We start from the raw sequence: 13981 nt of genomic DNA, 5'->3' as shown, positions 1-13981 counted from the left end.
GGCGACGGGGCGAGGGGCTGGGGGAGTGGGTGTTCAAAAAAAGCGGTCTGTGCGACCAGGGGTGATCTCGGTTTAGGTGCTATTTGTAGCGCTTTGGAGCGCGGGTAAACCCTAGCGTTTCGCTGGGACCACTCGACATCAGCCTATGGACCGGGCTTCAACCCATTGGCGAATGCGAAGACCCTCTCAGATAGTTTGTCGAAATCACCCTCGCTAAGTACATCCAAGATTTTTGTGCATATCCCCTCGACCCCCAAGAGTCGCTGTGTGCTCTGCTTCAAACCGGCACTGTCCAAAACTGCGTTCAGGACATCTATCGAAGTCGCCTGTCTTGTCGTGGGTGGCGATGTCTTTCTCCACTCGTCCCAATGCCGAAAGTAGTTTGAAGCCGCCGCAAGAACAGCTCCCACCGAATGCCCATGGATCAACGGCGCAGTGCCCTCCCAATCGAGGCGTGCTGTATTGATGTCGTCTCTCAAAGCCTGGAGAAAACCCGTCAAGTTCAGCAGAATTGCGCCGGCACAGGAATCAGAACCCAACATATTTGCTGCGATTTCCTCATTCAACGCAAGCCGGCGCGAGAAAGCGGTTGAACCAGGTGGAAAAGGTTTGTGATTTGAACCTAGGTGATGGTCGGCAACTTGATCCAGGCTTCTTTTCAGATCTTTGGATCGCAAACTCACGGCCATGGTTAGGTCAAAAAGTGATTTGAGCATGGGCGCGTTGAAGCGCCATGTACTGACAAACCGACGCATAGCGCTGTAATGCTCGTCATTCAGCATCAGATCGCCACTCTTGGTCATCGCGATATCGCCGTTTCTGACAACTAGGTCCGCGGGGGATTTCAGAATCTCCAGATTGAACTTGGTGACGATTTCTTCTTGGCTGGGCGCTGGTGGAAGCTGCATATTGGATTGGCTACAGGTCAGAGGATTCGGTCGGTGGCTGGGCCTGCAAATACTGCTTTTGCTTCGCAGTCCCGTGCTTGTTCACAAACGCGGCCATGGCATCCGACAACGGTGTGTCGATTTCAAAATCACCGTACCGCTGCAGAAACTCTGCCCAACGCCTGGCCAGAACGCCTGAACGACGCATGGATGGGCACACCCATATCCATCGCATCCGCCACTTGTCACCTTCATGCCAAAAGGCGCAGGCGCCTACGGCCGCACCCGGTCCATACGTGTGTGTGTGATCGGCGAGCAGGTAGCCATGGCTTTCCTGGCGCAGGTTCTTTTTTCTCAGGGAGCCTTCCCATTGAAGGAAATCGTACTGAAACTCACGTTTGAACTGGAGTGCACGTTGATGGACTTCCCGGTGCATCCATATGGGTGAATCGCCAATCACCAGTTCTGGATCGGCATGCTTCTCAAGTCTGGTTCCGAAGGCGGCAAGCGGCCGAGGGTTCATGAACCGCATGACCCGAGCATGTTCTGACCGGTGGAACAGTGCACCTTCTGGGTCACCCTTGGTATAGCGGCATCCACAGGTTGGACAGACGGTACTTACCTGTGGCGCAGGCCTTCGGTACTTCGGCCCTATGACTGTCAACAAGTGTGGCTGCTTCCCCATCAAGGTGAATTCGATCCGGCGTCCCACGGCGTCTTTCCAGTTGCGGGGTATCCATTCACCGTCATCGTTCTGCTCATCAGAACGGGCAGAAAACTCTTCCTTCAGGCGCCGCTTCGGGTAGGACAACAAGGCCCATTCGCTGTCCGTGATGTGCGACAAGTCCTTTTGAGCACGAAGTCCGTGCTCTACCAGGCGGTCGGGATGACTGTCAAAGCCCATTTCTTCCATCCGGACAAACAGGCATGCTGCATCGGCCAGGGTGAGCGCATTGGTTGCCACCGCACCGGCCGAAAGGTACCTTGGACGTTTGTAAACCGTGCGCCACGGGATCTCAAGGTACTCCGTCAACCGATTCAGATCGAGATGGGCGACCCGCGAATCCGTTGCAAGAAGCAAATCCTCCAACTCAATGTTGTAGACCCACCCGCGCGCAATGATGGTGTCATCGAGAGGCGCGTATTGGGCAAGGTCACCAAAGCGGCCATTCTTTTCAGAAAGCGCTTGATAGATCTGCTCAAGTAACTTTGCGGATATTTTTCTACTCATTCTTGGAGTTGCCCTTTTCTAGTCCCTGCTCAAACCGGCTTTGCAACTCGGCATCGGGAGTGTCCAGATAGCGCATGGCAGACTTGATATCCGTCCAGCCAACATACTCCATCAATTCCTTGATATCCCAGCCACTGGCGTTGGCCCAACCCGCAAAGCCACGCCTCAAAGAGTGACTGCTGTACTCCTTCACTTGCTGCACACCTGCCAGAGAAAGCATGTTGCGCAGCAGAGGGATCAAGCTGTTGGGATGCATGGCCTTGCTGGACAAGTGGCCCCACCGATCAACACCTCTGTACACCGGACCATGGTCCAGCTTGGCCAGCGCGACCCATTGGGCAAATGCCGTGACGGGGCATAGCTTGGACAAGGATGGGCACTTGTACGTCTTGCCCAGTGCCTGGCGGTCCCCCTTGCTGCGATCCAGATAGCAGGTCATACCCTCTGTGGACACGATTTGGACGTTCTCAACAGTGAGGCGGGCCAGCTCCTCAGACCGGAATCCCCGCCAAAATCCCAGCAAGATTAGGCTTCGGTCACGAGTGAATCTCAGCGTTGAGGCGTGATCACCCTGACGCTGGGATCGTTCTATGCTTTCGGTTAGCCAACGGTCCACCCGCTCCAAAACCTCCAGATCGAGCGGCCGCGCCCGATGTTCCGGGGTGTTGTGCACGGTCCGGATTCCCTTGAGCAACTGCCGAATCGTGGTGGATTTGGTCGGATCGGCGAATCCCTGATCGAGGTGCCAGCGCGATAGCGCCGCCAATCGGTGGCGCAGCGTGTTTCCGGAAAGCGTCGGCGCGTAGGTCGCCAAGTAGCGGGCAATGGCGTCGCTACTGGCTGGCAGTAGTCCCTTCCATTCCTCCTCAAAATGCCGGATCGCCGAGGCGTAGCTAAGCAGCGTATTTTTGCGCTCTGCGGCTTTGAGATAGTCGTCAACAGTGCTCATGGCATCAGCCGGTGGTGCTTTGAAAAAACATTGGTGTGACCATGACGGCAATCATCACGCCACTGCACCATGGATGCGGGCTGCAAGTTTCGCAGCGGAGTCAGCATCCAACCCCACTTCTCCGTCTACCAGGAAAACATTAGGGTTGAATGGTCGGAAATTCCAGGACCGATCGTCCACGGCAAGCCACTCCTGCGCAGCGCGTCCATGCTGCCGTAGCCAAGCTCTGCACTCAGCCTCTCGTTCGTAACCCTGCAGAGTATCTGGAACTTCATCCAGTTGCGCATAAAGCGGCGTAGCGCCAACAATCCGAGCCCTCACATCTGCGGTAAACAATGCCTTGAGTTCATCCAAGGAACGTTTGTGGCGCCACGTGCTGGAAATCACCAGATCAACATGGGGCGCTGCACGCATGACGGTTTCAAAGTTGTCCTGATGCACAAAATGCTTGGACTCATGGCAAAACTCAGGGTGCATTACCCCGTCGAAATCCAGGAAGAGAATCTGTACGGCTGAAACTGCCCCTTTGCCTGGGCTTGAATAGAGCATGGTGGCGCATCGAATTGGTGATGCATCCAAGTCTATCCAGACTGGCTTAGGTTTAAATCCCTATCTATCAGGGATCTGCCAGGCCTTTTCAAGGCTTTTTTTCCAGCTCTGATAGCTGAGCAGAAACCTGTGCCAAGAGTTTGTCCACAGAAGATGTGTCTGATTTACGAAGGTAGGACATGGCAAGCAGCGTCAGGGGGTGAACTCCCATGACTTCCGCCAGAGCATCCACCTTGTTCAGCGTTGGCGATTGGATGTTCCTCTCCAGGGTGCTGACATAGGTCCGACTTGAAACAAGGCCGAAAGACTCTTGGCTCAACCCCTTTGAGCGACGAATGGCGCGAAGTGCAGTTGCGAAGTTATTTCGAGGTCTGTTGGCATTTGACATGCACTCCGATTAATTAGCAATGAACTCTATAGAGCTACAATCTATAGTGTTCATTTTGAGTTCATATGTTCCTCACTCGCGCCGCATTTCGCTCCCCTGTTTCAAACTTGTTCTGTGAACGCGACGAGACTGTATGGACCGCTGCTGAGCTTGCCTTGCAGCAAACGTGGTTTCTGGCTTACTTCGAGCAGTTTGAAGCACCTGGAGATGAGGAGTTCGCCTGCGGTCGCACCATGCTATTTGCAGATTTCAGTGGAGTGGAACAACTGATCAACATGGGGCCGGAAAGCGGTATCCATTTGAAGTCTGTGCACATTCTTACCCCTGGACATGTCAACGGGACCGACACCTGGAAAATGGATCAGGTTGGCGTGGTTTGGTCCGGACGTGAGCCGCATACCGAGTACATCCCCATGGATGTCTTTGAAACGACGACTGGCAAGAAATATTCTGCTTCGTTTGTTGGTCTCAACGCAGATGAGTTTCAGTTGGATGCGATGAAATTCAAGTTCACCAATTGATCTCTTGGGGTAGCTGCTAAACTCGCTGGCATGCGACGCTGGCTTCTGGTCTTTCTATTGGTGCTTTTGCCCTTGCAGCTGACATGGGCTGCAGTGAGTACCTATTGCCAGCACGAGAGCAAGTCTTCAATCCGACACATTGGTCATCACACTCACAAACACGCCGGTTCCCTCTCGGATGATGATGGTGTTGTTTCCTCAGAAGTTGGATCTCTTGAAAACGACTGCGGCGTTTGCCATGCGAATTGTTCCGTGGCGTTTCAAAGCTCGTCGCAAACTTTGCGACTGATTGCAGAACCCGTGCGGATCGTTGTCAAAGCCACTTTGTATTTGGCCCGCTACCAAGACTTACCCGAACGCCCGCAATGGGTTTCCCTGGTTTAACCAGGGGCGTTTCAGTTGAAGCATTGACCGGCGCCTTGCCGGTCCGCGTACCGTAACTTTTCTTCCCCTGGATTCTTGATCTGGCGATTTCGCCGATTGTGATTGAAGCCTGTTGGAGGAGTTGTTTGTGGCGCAAGCTTTTTGGCGCGTATATCCGCGTTGGGTCTGGATAGCTGTGGTGTTGGCGTTGATCTTGTTGGATCAAATCACCAAAGTTTTCTTTGCTTCAATCATCCCTTTGGGGGGCTCGATTGAAGTCACCTCGTGGTTTAACTTCGTGCACCTTCTCAATACCGGGGCGGCGTTTTCCATCCTTGCCGATGCAGGTGGCTGGCAGCGTTGGTTTTTCATCTCTCTCAGTGTCCTGGTGGTGGTGCCAATAACGGTGCTATGTCTACTCAAAAAAATCGACCCCGCTGAACGTTGGATAGGTGCTGGAGTCGCCGCCGGTGGTGGTGGGAACTTGATTGATCGTGTCCAGACAGGCGCCGTCGTCGATTTTCTGGATGTCCACTGGAGATCGCTCCACTGGCCAGCGTTTAACTTGGCAGACGTATTCATTGTCTGCGCCATGGTCGCCTGGGTTGGGCTGTCAATCGCCATTTCAAAGCGCAAAGCTACAGGTCTACGTGAGGAGAGCCGATGAAGTCCACTTGGCTACTACTTTTGACCGCATGGCTGCTCGCAATGTTGTCGACAGCCGGGGCTCTTTTCATTGGCGAAGTGATGCTGATGACGCCCTGTACTTTGTGCTGGTACCAGCGTATCGCGATGTTCCCCTTGGCTGTGATTCTGGGTATTGCTAGTTACAGCAACGATCGCCAGGGTGCAGTTTATGCCTTGCCTTTGGCATTGGCCGGGACTCTGATATCTGGCTATCACACGCTGCTAGTGGCCGGTTGGATTCCAAAGGCTTGGATTCCCTGCGGTGCTGGCGTTTCGTGCGCAAATCAAAAGCTTGACATCCTGAACGGTCTCCAAATCCCTTGGCTCTCCTTGGTTGCCTTTCTTCTCATCTCTGTTTTGCTCGCCTTTTATCTCAAGAAAACATCCAAATGAAATCAAAAAAAATAACCGTTGCAATTCTCGTGGGTATCGTTGCAGCCTTCTTTGCGTTCGGTATGTATGTCTACCAGCAGCGTGTCCAGAACTCCCAAATGGACAAAGTGAGCCAAGCGGCAAGCAGGCTGATTCGACCCAACTCTACGGTGCTTGGGCCTGTGAACGCTCCCGTGACGATCGTCGAATTTTTTGATCCCGCGTGTGAGACATGCAGAGCTTTTTACCCACTGGTGAAAGACCTGATGCGCAAACACCCCAGCGACATTCGTTTGGTGCTGCGGTATGCGCCGTTTCATCAAGGATCCGACCAAGTGGTAAAGCTGTTGGAAGCGGCCAAGAAGCAGGACAAATACTTACCTGTTTTGGAAATGGTACTGGCAGCGCAACCCATGTGGGCGGATCACGGAAAGCCCAATCTGGAAGTGGCCTACCAAGCTGCTGAAAAAGCCGGATTGGACATTCAAAAAGCCCTGATTGATGCAAAGTCCAGCGAAATTGAAGCTTTGTTGGCACAGGACATACAGGACTTGACCGCATTGGAGGTCACGAAGACACCAACGTTTTTTGTGAACGGTCGAGGCCTGCCCAGTTTTGGTCCTGAGCAATTGCAGGCATTGGTGGCTGAAGAGCTGGCCAAAACTAAGAAGTGAGCCAGCGATGATGAGCACTCACAATGGACATGAGCACACCGACATTGCACGACGAATGATGTTGGGGGGGCTGTTTGTGGGCTTGGTATCGCCTGCATTAATTGCTTGCACCCCCGAAGCACAGACCTTCAAAAACACGGACATCACAGGGGCGAAATACGCACAGGACTTTCACCTGAAAGACCACAACGGCAAAGTCAGGGGACTCGCGGAGTTTCGGGGCAAGGTTACGGTCGTATTTTTTGGATTCACCCAATGCCCGGATGTTTGCCCGACTTCCATGACCACGATGGCGGAAGTGAAGCGACTTCTTGGCGAGCAAGGTGATGCGCTGCAAGTAGTGTTCATCACGGTGGATCCTGAGCGCGACACCCTGCCGCTCCTTAAAGAGTACATGTCAAATTTCGATCCGACTTTTCTGGCACTGCGGCCCGAGCCGGCTGAGCTGCCTTCTTTGGCCGCGGAGTTCAAGCTTTATTACAAGAAAGTCGAAGGAAAGACACCGACCTCTTACAGCATGGACCACTCGGCAGGAAAGTTCATTTTTGACACTCAGGGGCAGGTACGGTTGTTTTCCCAGTATGGGACCGAGGCAAGCGTGCTCAAGGACGATATTCAGAAGCTGCTAAAAGTCAGCTGATAGGGTTTGGTATGCGTACTGGTATTTCTCTTAAACGTGTCATTGTTGTGATGGTCTGTGCAGCGATGGCAGTGCCTGCATATGCACAACCACGATCCAAGCCCAAGGTTGAAAAATCAACCAGTCCCGCAAGTTCGGACGGAATAGCGGAAGCCCGGCTTATTGAAGTCTATCGCCTGATCGGGACAGCGGACACTCGTGAGGCCCTTGGGAAAGCCGAAGCGCTTGTGAAAGCGTATCCACATTTTCAGTTGGCGCAACTGGTGTACGGGGATCTGCTAACTACCCTGTCGCGTCCGATTCGCCAGATTGGTGATGTTCCCAGTGACCTTGAGCAGACCGCAGCAAACAACCTGCGAGCTTTGAGGGCGGAGTCTCAGTTGCGCATAGCGGCATTGCAGCAGCGTCCTCCCGTCGACGCCATACCCGCCCAGTTTGTGGGCTTGTCCAAAAGAAATAAGCATGCCATTGCAGTAGATACCGCTAAGGCACGTCTGTATCTTTTTGAGAACGCTGGCAACAGAACCCGTTTGCTGGCCGACTACTACATCTCCGTTGGTAAGGCGGGTGTAGGTAAAAATGTTGAGGGCGATTTGCGCACCCCACTGGGGGTTTATTTCATTACCAGCAGCCTAGATCCCAAGAGCCTTCCCGATCTGTATGGGACGGGAGCACTGCCCGTCAGTTATCCCAACGTATTGGATATGCGAAGAGGAAAGACTGGCAGTGGCATTTGGCTTCATGGAAATCCATCGAGCCAGTTCACACGAGAGCCCCAGGCAACTGAGGGCTGCGTAGCGATGGCCAATCCTGATCTGGATCGCATTATTAGCACTGTGGAAATTCGAACTACCCCGGTCTTGATTGGCAAAAACTTTAAGTGGGTTCGGCCCACTGATCTCCAGTCTGAACGCCAACAGTTGGAAGGTACTTTGCTGAGCTGGGCCTCTGCCAAAAGCTCTGGGAATGTGAGTGAGATTCTGAAGTATTACGCCAGCGACTTTAGTGCGGATGGCAAAGATCTGAATGCATTTGGCAAGGGTGTGCGCGCTGAAATGGTCAGGCTTGGCCGAAAACCGATTCAGCTCAACGACGTGTCGCTGATCCGCTGGACGGATGAGGCTGAGATTTTGGTGGCTACCTTCGGAGAACTGGTGCAGGGCGAGCGTACTGGACGCACGGTCAGGCAGTACTGGCAGAAACGCTCAGAAGCATGGAAGATCATTTACGAGGGTGTACTGGGATAGCCAATTTCCTTTGAGGATCTTGGGTGCTAGTGCCTTTGTGCCCACTTGGTGGCATTTCTTGCTTACTAAAGGAATGGGAGAGCAAATCTGCAGCGGGGTTTTTGCGGCTATTTCTTTTCGTGCGGGGATGAGTTTGCTATCGGGGCATGAACGTAAACGGACTCACGTTTACCGTCGTTGCTTTCAAACACCAGAGTTAGTTGTACCTCAAAGCCCGCTCGTACTGGTTGCTTGAGATCCATGAGCATCAAGTGATAACCGCCTGACTTGAATTCCACAGGTTCGCCTGCCGGAATCAATAGTCCTTTTAAAGGTCGCATGGACATAACCCCTTGCTCTAAAAGCATCTGGTGAATCTCCACAAACCCGGCGTTTGGCGTTCGTGCTTCAACTAGTTTGACATCCTTCTTCGTCGAAATACGCATAAATGCGCCTGTTGCCTGTTGGCCACGAACCGTAGCCCTTACCCAAGCGTCATCGACCATAACCTGAGCTCGAATCGACGTCGCTCCGAACATCTGAAAAACCAACAATGCAACAAAAACGCGAAGCTTGATGGAGGTCATTGAGGATGGGCTCATTTGAGTTTCAAGCCTCACAACGACTGGCGTGATTCCGCGATTGTCTGCAATATTTTGGAAGAGGGCTGCATCGGCTCAAATGCACTGACATTTGCGCGACCGGGATTCCCAATCGGTAGACGCCCGACTAAATGCCCCACAGGAACCAGAGTGATTCTGAACAACTGCCCTGCCAACTCCGGAAGGTCTTTTGATTGCCAAGCTAGATTCAGCATCGCCACGTGCACCCTCAAATGAGGTTCAAAGCGGGTTTGTCCAACAATGTGCGCAGCTTCCAGCAGATGCCAACGCTGCTCAAGTTGATCCATTGGCGTGTTTCGTGCCCTCGTCAACAAATGCTCGAACACGTCAATACTGTTTCTGGTGGTCTCTGGTTTAGGCGTTTCCATGGTGAATCTCTATGTGGGAATGTAGGTTTGATGATCAATATCTGAGCCAGCGTTAGAAGCCTTCATCCTTAAGCCAACAGGTTTTCCAATAATGCATGGAGTGCCACAAAATCTGGTGCACCGACATACTTCTTCACGATCTTGCCTTTCTTGTCCACAATAAAGGTCGTTGGAGTGATCTTGATATCCCCCCATTGCTTCGCGTTTTCACCCGTGTTGTCCAGTGCGACTTTGAATGGCAGCTGGCGGGTATTGGTGAAGTTGACGACCCAGTTCACGGGGTCGTATTGCATGGCAACTGCGACCGTTTCAAATCCTTTGCTTTGGAACTTTGTGTATGTGTTCACAATTTCAGGCATTTCCTTCACGCACGTCGTGCAGGTTGTGGCCCAAAAGTTGATCAATAGGACTTTGCCTCTGAGCTTGCCCATATTGGTGTAGCTGCCGTCCAACAACAAAAAGCTGGAATCTGGTGCGTTATCGCTCAGAGCGCATCCTGATAGACCGCTGAAACCAACGGCCGTAGCCAAAGGCGCTATCAGCGCTGTTCTTCTGTTCATGGACATGACTTGCGCTCCTTTTCTTCTATTTACGCAGTAAGCGTAGGCCGTTGCCGACGACAAGCAAACTGGCGCCGACATCGGCGAATACGGCCATCCACATCGTGCCTGCACCCGTAAGCGTCAACACCAGGAAAACAGCCTTGATTCCCAGTGCCAAAACAATGTTCTGTACGAGCACTGCATGGGTGTGTCGCGACAGGCGAATAAAACGAGGAAGTTTGCGCAGGTCATCGTCCATCAGAGCCACGTCAGCGGTTTCAATGGCCGTACCAGTACCAGCTGCGCCCATCGCAAAACCTATGTCTGCTCTTGCCAAAGCTGGCGCATCGTTGATGCCATCTCCCACCATCCCGATGGAACCACCCAGACCGACCTTGCTTTCTATGGCTTTGAGTTTGTCTTCAGGCAGTAGATCGCCACGTGCTTCGTCGATTCCGACTTGGGCGGCAATGGCTTTGGCGGTGTGGGCGTTGTCTCCAGTCAGCATGACCGTCTTGATGCCCAAGTCATGCAATTCGGCAATGGCTTGCCGGCTGCTGTCTTTGACCGTATCGGCCACAGCAAACATGCCGTGCACTTCATGCTCATCTGCCAGAAGAATGACCGTCTTGCCTTGCTCTTCCAAGGCCGACAAACGGGCTTCCAGTGCGTCGGAGCAGCGACCTTGCTCGTGGATCAGGCGGTGATTGCCCAAATAGAAGGGCTTTCCGTCGATGACGCCCTTGGTGCCACGTCCAGGCAGGGCTTCAAATGCATCAACATTGCGCAGGGCAACGTTGTCGCGCTTAGCGGCCTCGGTGATCGCTTTGGACACTGGGTGATCCGAGCGACCGGCCAGGCTGGCTGCCAGACTGCGCAACTCTGTCTCGCTCATCCCGCTGAGCACCACAAAGTCCGTCTGCGCAGGCTTGCCGTGCGTGATGGTGCCGGTCTTGTCAAGCGCCAACCACTTCAGCTTGCGTCCTTCTTCCAGATAGACGCCACCTTTCACGAGAATGCCCTGGCGTGCAGCAGCTGCCAGCCCACTGACGATGGTCACTGGGGTGGAGATGACCAAGGCGCAGGGGCAAGCGATCACCAGCAAAACCAGCGCCTTATAAATCCAGGTGAACCAATCTCCCCCCATCAGCAGTGGCGGCAAGATGGCGACTGCCAAGGCAATGGCGAATACCACGGGTGTGTAGATTCGGGCGAATTGGTCGACAAAGCGCTGGGTGGGCGCACGTGCGCCTTGCGCTTCTTCCACTGCGTGGATGATGCGGGCCAGCGTGCTGTCATTGGCGGCAGCTGTCACTGTGTACTCAAAGGAACCCGATTCGTTGATGGTGCCGGCAAACACCGGGTCACCCTCGGCTTTTTCTACAGGAAGGCTTTCACCGGTAATAGGGGCTTGGTTGATAGCCGAGCGACCGCTGACGATTTTTCCGTCCAGTGCGATGCGCTCCCCAGGTTTGATACGGACGCGTGCGTCCACTGCAACCGATTTGGCAGCCACGTCCTGCCAATTGCCGTCTGCCTGCAAGACTGTCGCGCGTTCCGGCGTCAATTGCATCAATCCGCGAATGGCATTTCGGGCCCGATCCAGCGACTTGGCCTCGATTAGTTCCGCAATTGTGAACAACACCATCACCATAGCCGCTTCGGGCCACTGCCCCAGGAAAAGCGCACCTGTTACAGCGATGCTCATCAAGGCATTGATGTTGAGGTTGCCATTGCGAATGGCAATCCAGCCTTTCTTATAAGTGGTGATTCCGCAGGCCAATACAGCCACCAGAGCCAAAACTGCCGCCATCCACGTGGGCAAGCCAGTCCATTCAACTACTTCCGAGGCAATTGCTGCTGCCCCGGCAAATGCCAAGGGCCACCAAGGTTTGACGGGTTCAGGCATGGGCTCCTCCTGAGAGGACGCGCTGTTGGCTATCTCGGGAGTGAAACCCAACGAGCGCACGGCGGCCAGAATCGGTTCAATTTCCTTGGGAGCATGGGTCACCGTCAGTACGCGTTGCATCAGGTTGAACTCCAGCCCTGTCACACCTGGCATGCCCCCCAGCTTCTTGCGCAACAGTCCCTCTTCTGTGGGGCAGTCCATTTGCATGATGCGAATGGGCGTCTGAACACCATCAGCACTAGTCGATGGTTTACTGAGTTGCGCCGAAGGTTGAATGTCCGGCGCAGCATGCGTGCCGCAACAAGCTGCGGCAGGGGCTGCCGATTGCGCGGGTTCAGCGGGCGCACAGCAGGAATCACTTGCATGCGCGTGGCTATGGGAATGGTCGTGGTCGTGACCATGGGAATCGTGTTTGTGGGCGTCTGACATGGGCTTTTCCGATGAAGTTGCCCGATTACACAACCTGAAGTTACTATAGAGTCAAGACATTTCTAGGATCGGTCATGAAAATCGGTGAATTAGCCTTGGTGGCGCAGTGCACGGTGGAAACCGTGCGCTATTACGAGAAATCCGGCCTGCTTCCCGAGCCGGCGCGCACGTCGGGGAACTTCCGGGTGTATGGGCCCGAACACGTTGAACGCCTGCGTTTCATACGCAATTGCCGGGCACTGGACATGAGCCAGGAAGAAATCCATACGCTGCTCAATCTGGCGGACCAACCTGCAGACGGTTGTGGCGCCATCAATGCGGTCTTCGACCAACACATTGCCCACGTCGATGAACGTATTCGAGAACTCACCCATCTCAAAAAGCAATTGGGTGCGCTTCGGCAGCGGTGTGTCTCGGAGCAGGCGGTCGATGCCTGTGGAATCATGCAAGGTCTGGCTACTATGGAGACGGAAGCCAAAGTCGAACGCCACACCCATCTCGGTTGAGACGACACCTTCCGAAGCAGGCCGAACCACACGCATCGAAAAATACACGAATGAACCTTCTACACCGTGCCGCGCTACCTGCCTTGGGTGCCGCAATTTTGTTCGGGGCCAGCACACCGTTCGCAAAACAGCTGATTGGCGAGGGATTTTCCGCTTTCTCGCCGTTTCTATTGGCTGGACTGCTGTATTTGGGAAGTGGATTGGGTCTGTCCATGATCCGCTTGATTCGCGATCGTGGATGGAAATCCAGCGGTCTACCTAGGCAGGAGTGGCCTTGGTTGTTGGGTGCAATCACATTCGGAGGTGTGGTTGGCCCATTGCTACTGATGGTGGGGCTCGCGCACACTGCGGCAGCAACAACCTCACTCTTCTTGAATCTGGAGTCCGTGCTCACCGCAGTACTCGCGTGGGTGGTGTTTCGGGAGCAAACGGATCGTCGCATTGTGTTTGGCATGCTGCTGATCGTTCTAGGTGGTGCGGTACTGGCCTGGTCCGGCAGCGAAACGGTGACCTCTGTCATTGGACCGTTGGCCCTGGTCGGTGCCTGCATGGCATGGGCGATTGACAACAACCTCACGCGCAAAGTCTCAGCGTCCGACGCGCTCTTTATTGCGGGCAGCAAAGGCCTGGTGGCAGGCTGCGTCAACATCGTCCTGGGCGTGTCGTTGGGAGCAGAGTTTCCCTCAGCAGGCCATATTTCAGCGGCCATGGTGATCGGCTTTTTTGGCTATGGCCTGAGCCTGGTGCTCTTCGTCTTGGCCCTGCGCGGGTTGGGAGCCGCTCGCACAGGCGCTTACTTTTCGACAGCACCCTTTGTGGGGGCAGCACTCTCTATTGCGATGCTTGGGGAGCCCACCAGCTTTGCGTTTTGGCTGGCAACAGGACTGATGGCCGCGGGGGTCTGGTTGCACCTCACCGAACGCCACGTCCATGAGCATCAGCACACCGCACTGAACCATGGGCACAAGCATCGGCACGATGAACACCACCAGCACAGTCACGATTTCGAGTGGGATGGCGTGGGGCCCCATTCGCATGTGCATCAACATACTGAAATCCAGCACAGTCACGGGCATTTTCCGGATATTCACCACCGCCACGCGCACCGCTAATGTGG

The 13981-nt window shown here is 54.1% G+C and carries 18 protein-coding genes; 9 read left to right on the top strand and 9 right to left on the bottom strand.

Annotated elements, in window-relative coordinates; all coding sequences use genetic code 11:
* Positions 1-143 precede the first annotated feature (143 nt).
* The 5 genes from CHU94_RS10005 to CHU94_RS09985 all read right to left on the bottom strand — a co-directional run bounded on the left by CHU94_RS10005 (position 144) and on the right by CHU94_RS09985 (position 4004).
* Positions 144-908, bottom strand: a complete 765-nt coding sequence (locus tag CHU94_RS10005; protein ID WP_094479235.1) for a hypothetical protein — start codon at positions 906-908, stop codon at positions 144-146.
* A 10-nt stretch (positions 909-918) separates the two neighbouring features.
* Positions 919-2118 carry a hypothetical protein gene (locus CHU94_RS10000; protein ID WP_094479233.1) on the bottom strand — a complete coding sequence of 400 codons (1200 nt, stop codon included), beginning with the start codon at positions 2116-2118 and terminating at the stop codon, positions 919-921.
* Complete coding sequence (locus tag CHU94_RS09995) at positions 2111-3067, bottom strand: tyrosine-type recombinase/integrase (RefSeq protein WP_094479231.1); 957 nt, start codon at positions 3065-3067, stop codon at positions 2111-2113. The genes CHU94_RS10000 and CHU94_RS09995 overlap by 8 nt, the downstream gene beginning before the upstream one ends.
* Positions 3068-3121: 54 nt before the next feature.
* Complete coding sequence (locus CHU94_RS09990) at positions 3122-3616, bottom strand: HAD domain-containing protein (RefSeq protein WP_094479229.1); 495 nt, start codon at positions 3614-3616, stop codon at positions 3122-3124.
* Positions 3617-3704: 88 nt separating this feature from the next.
* A complete protein-coding gene (locus CHU94_RS09985; RefSeq protein WP_094479227.1) occupies positions 3705-4004 on the bottom strand; it encodes a helix-turn-helix domain-containing protein in 300 nt (99 codons plus the stop codon).
* A 65-nt stretch (positions 4005-4069) separates the two neighbouring features.
* Here CHU94_RS09985 and CHU94_RS09980 point away from each other — a divergent pair, with 65 nt between their 5' ends.
* The 7 genes from CHU94_RS09980 to CHU94_RS09955 all read left to right on the top strand — a co-directional run bounded on the left by CHU94_RS09980 (position 4070) and on the right by CHU94_RS09955 (position 8508).
* Entirely contained in the window at positions 4070-4525 is a 456-nt protein-coding gene (locus tag CHU94_RS09980) for a hypothetical protein (protein ID WP_094479225.1), read from the top strand.
* A gap of 30 nt (positions 4526-4555) precedes the next feature.
* Positions 4556-4909 carry a cation efflux protein, CzcI family gene (gene czcI / locus CHU94_RS19345; RefSeq protein WP_141211436.1) on the top strand — a complete coding sequence of 118 codons (354 nt, stop codon included), beginning with the start codon at positions 4556-4558 and terminating at the stop codon, positions 4907-4909.
* Positions 4910-5036: 127 nt separating this feature from the next.
* Positions 5037-5555, top strand: a complete 519-nt coding sequence (lspA, locus tag CHU94_RS09975) for a signal peptidase II (RefSeq protein WP_176451988.1) — start codon at positions 5037-5039, stop codon at positions 5553-5555.
* Entirely contained in the window at positions 5552-5968 is a 417-nt protein-coding gene (locus CHU94_RS09970; RefSeq protein WP_094479221.1) for a disulfide bond formation protein B, read from the top strand. Before lspA ends, CHU94_RS09970 begins: the two co-directional genes overlap by 4 nt.
* Positions 5965-6621 carry a thioredoxin domain-containing protein gene (locus CHU94_RS09965; protein ID WP_094479219.1) on the top strand — a complete coding sequence of 219 codons (657 nt, stop codon included), beginning with the start codon at positions 5965-5967 and terminating at the stop codon, positions 6619-6621. Before CHU94_RS09970 ends, CHU94_RS09965 begins: the two co-directional genes overlap by 4 nt.
* A 55-nt stretch (positions 6622-6676) precedes the next feature.
* Positions 6677-7261: an SCO family protein gene (locus CHU94_RS09960; protein ID WP_176451996.1), complete on the top strand. Its 585-nt coding sequence runs from the start codon at positions 6677-6679 to the stop codon at positions 7259-7261.
* Positions 7262-7272: 11 nt separating this feature from the next.
* Entirely contained in the window at positions 7273-8508 is a 1236-nt protein-coding gene (locus CHU94_RS09955) for a murein L,D-transpeptidase family protein (RefSeq protein ID WP_094479217.1), read from the top strand.
* Between the two features lie 107 nt (positions 8509-8615).
* Here the strand turns inward: CHU94_RS09955 and CHU94_RS09950 are convergent, their stop codons facing one another.
* From CHU94_RS09950 to CHU94_RS09935, 4 genes are all read right to left on the bottom strand, one after another.
* Entirely contained in the window at positions 8616-9074 is a 459-nt protein-coding gene (locus tag CHU94_RS09950; RefSeq protein ID WP_094479215.1) for a copper chaperone PCu(A)C, read from the bottom strand.
* Between the two features lie 29 nt (positions 9075-9103).
* Positions 9104-9478, bottom strand: a complete 375-nt coding sequence (locus CHU94_RS09945) for a DUF3703 domain-containing protein (RefSeq protein ID WP_094479213.1) — start codon at positions 9476-9478, stop codon at positions 9104-9106.
* A 68-nt stretch (positions 9479-9546) separates the two neighbouring features.
* Complete coding sequence (locus tag CHU94_RS09940; protein ID WP_255033911.1) at positions 9547-10038, bottom strand: TlpA disulfide reductase family protein; 492 nt, start codon at positions 10036-10038, stop codon at positions 9547-9549.
* Between the two features lie 25 nt (positions 10039-10063).
* Positions 10064-12358, bottom strand: a complete 2295-nt coding sequence (locus tag CHU94_RS09935) for a heavy metal translocating P-type ATPase (protein WP_094479209.1) — start codon at positions 12356-12358, stop codon at positions 10064-10066.
* A 74-nt stretch (positions 12359-12432) separates the two neighbouring features.
* Here CHU94_RS09935 and cadR point away from each other — a divergent pair, with 74 nt between their 5' ends.
* Both cadR and CHU94_RS09925 read left to right on the top strand, forming a co-directional pair.
* Positions 12433-12864 (top strand): Cd(II)/Pb(II)-responsive transcriptional regulator, encoded by a 432-nt coding sequence (gene cadR / locus CHU94_RS09930; protein ID WP_094479207.1) that lies wholly within the window; start codon positions 12433-12435, stop codon positions 12862-12864.
* Positions 12865-12914: 50 nt separating this feature from the next.
* Positions 12915-13976: a DMT family transporter gene (locus CHU94_RS09925; protein ID WP_094479205.1), complete on the top strand. Its 1062-nt coding sequence runs from the start codon at positions 12915-12917 to the stop codon at positions 13974-13976.
* The last annotated feature ends 5 nt before the right edge of the window (positions 13977-13981 follow it).

The sequence above is a fragment of the Rhodoferax sp. TH121 genome, assembly GCF_002251855.1.
GTDB lineage: Bacteria > Pseudomonadota > Gammaproteobacteria > Burkholderiales > Burkholderiaceae_C > Allorhodoferax.
This window is presented reverse-complemented; position numbering and strand designations above follow the sequence as displayed.